The 2,125-nt window shown below is 57.8% G+C and carries 2 protein-coding genes; both read left to right on the top strand.

Annotation, left to right across the window (positions count from 1 at the left end; genetic code table 11):
• The coding region (locus WD429_RS00825; RefSeq protein WP_368420270.1) for an ABC transporter substrate-binding protein at positions 1–379 on the top strand (379 nt) is incomplete at its 5' end.
• Positions 380–390: 11 nt separating this feature from the next.
• Positions 391–2,082 carry an ABC transporter permease gene (locus WD429_RS00820; RefSeq protein WP_368420269.1) on the top strand — a complete coding sequence of 564 codons (1,692 nt, stop codon included), beginning with the start codon at positions 391–393 and terminating at the stop codon, positions 2,080–2,082.
• Positions 2,083–2,125: the final 43 nt, after the last annotated feature.

Below are 2,125 nucleotides of genomic sequence, written 5' to 3'. Positions count from 1 at the left end.
CGTCTTTAACGCCGTTGCCAACGGCACAAAACCCTACGGTGTTGTGGTCGACTTTTTGCCGATCCGTGAAGCCGCCAAGGGCTCGCCGGTCCAGTTCGTCTTCCCGGAAGAAGGCGTCAGTGCGGTCACTGAACCGGTGGCTATTATGAACGGGGCATCGAATGTGAGCGCGGCCCAGACGTTTGTCGACTTCCTGCTGTCCGAGCAGGGTCAGACACTGGTACAAAGCCAGGGCTACCTGCCGGCGAGCGACCGTGTGGCACCGCCCGAAGGTTTTCCGACGCGTGAGAACATCACATTAATGCCGTTGGATGCCAGCACCGCTCTGGACGAAGCGGAAGCCAACAAAGCCCGTTTCAGTGAACTCTACGGCAGTTAATGATGCGGATCATGCCTGTCAGAAGCAGCCAGCCCAGCTGGTTGCTTTCACTGTTACTGGTGGCGATCACCGTGTTGAGTGTGACCCCTAGCCTGCGCCTGTTGGTGTCGGCGGGGACACAACTTGGCCTCGGAGACCAATCGCCTTTTTGGCAAGTGATGAATGCCGCTTCAACTTGGCGTGCACTCGGGCACAGCCTTTACACCGCCACGCTGGGCGCCCTGGTGTCGCTATTTCTGGGCGCAATATTCGCCTACAGCATAACGCTCACCAACATTCGCGGTAAGCACTGGCTGGTATTCTGTTTTATGTTACCGATGATGATCCCGCCGCAGATCACCGCACTGAGTTGGTTGCAATTGACGGGTCCGGCGAGCCCGTTGCTGAACACACTGGGCATTGCGCCTGCGTTGGGAAGCCCGCAACCGCTGTACTCCGCAGAAGGCATTGTGCTGTTGCTGGGTATTCAGAGCGCGCCACTGGTGTTCCTGGCGATGCGCTCCAGTCTGATCAATCTACCGGCCGAACTGATTGAAGCCGCACGCATTAGCGGTGCTTCGAATCGACGGGTCTGGCGCGATATTGTCATGCCGTTGAGCCGCAGCGGTATGATTGCCGGGGTGTTCATGGCCTTTGTGTCCAATCTTGGTAACTTCGGCATCCCGGCGATGCTGGGTATTCCCACTTCGTATTACGTACTGCCTACGCTGATTTATCAGCGCATGGCGGGCTTTGGCAACTCGGTACTTCAGGAGGTTGCCAGTCTTTCCATCCTGATCGGGGTGCTGGCCCTGCTGGGTGTGGCGGTGCAACAGCGCATGCAAAAAGGCAGCCGCTATGCTCTGACCGGACACAGTGGCAAGGCGCACGACATCGACCTTCACCGCTGGCGTCCGGTGTTGGAAGCCACACTGGTGTTGGTGTTGTCCATTATTCTGGTGGCCCCCTTGCTTGCGCTGATCGTCAGCGCATTGGTGCCTGCGGTGGGTGTGCCATTAACACTCGACACCATAACGCTCGCTGCCTTCGACGAAATGATCAATCACCAGGGCAGCACACTGCGAGCCGGGCAAAACAGTCTTATGCTGGCCGGTGGTGCGGCGCTGGTTATCATGGCTTGCGCTCTGCCCCTGGCGTACCGGCTGAGACAGTTACCTGAGCGCGTTCAGACCTCTGTAGTGACGCTGATCGAGATTCCCTATGCGCTGCCCGGTGTCGTGCTGGCCATCGCCTGCATTCTGCTGTTTGCCCGGCCGTTGCCCATCGTCAATGTGGTTCTTTATGGCTCGTTGTGGATTATCTTTCTCGCCTACCTGGCGCGATTTCTGGTGCTTGGATTGCGCCCGGTGATGGCGAGCCTGGGGCAGGTCGATACCGCACTGGAAGAAGCCGCCCAGTTGGCCGGAGCCGGTACCTTGCGCCGTCTGGTCGATATTCTCTTGCCCATGTTGGCACCCGCGGTGTTTGCCGGCGGGTTGCTGGTGTTCCTGATTGCCCTGAATGAAATCACCGTCTCCGCACTTTTGTGGAGCGCCGGGAACGAAACGCTGGGTGTACTTATTTTTAATCTGGATGAGGGTGGTGAGAGCGTGCTGGCGTCGGCTATCTCGGTACTGGTCGTGTTGTTTGTGGCCCTGCTGATGGCGTTGTTGAACATGCTTGCACCGAAACTGCCAAAAGGGGTGATTCCATGGAGAACCTGATACTGGACCGTTTAGTGAAACGGTTTGGCAATGAAACCGCCGT

The organism is Marinobacter sp., assembly GCF_040904845.1.
Taxonomy (GTDB): domain Bacteria; phylum Pseudomonadota; class Gammaproteobacteria; order Pseudomonadales; family Oleiphilaceae; genus Marinobacter.
The sequence above is the reverse complement of the archived record's forward strand: the minus strand, read 5'-3'. Positions and strand labels throughout refer to the sequence as shown.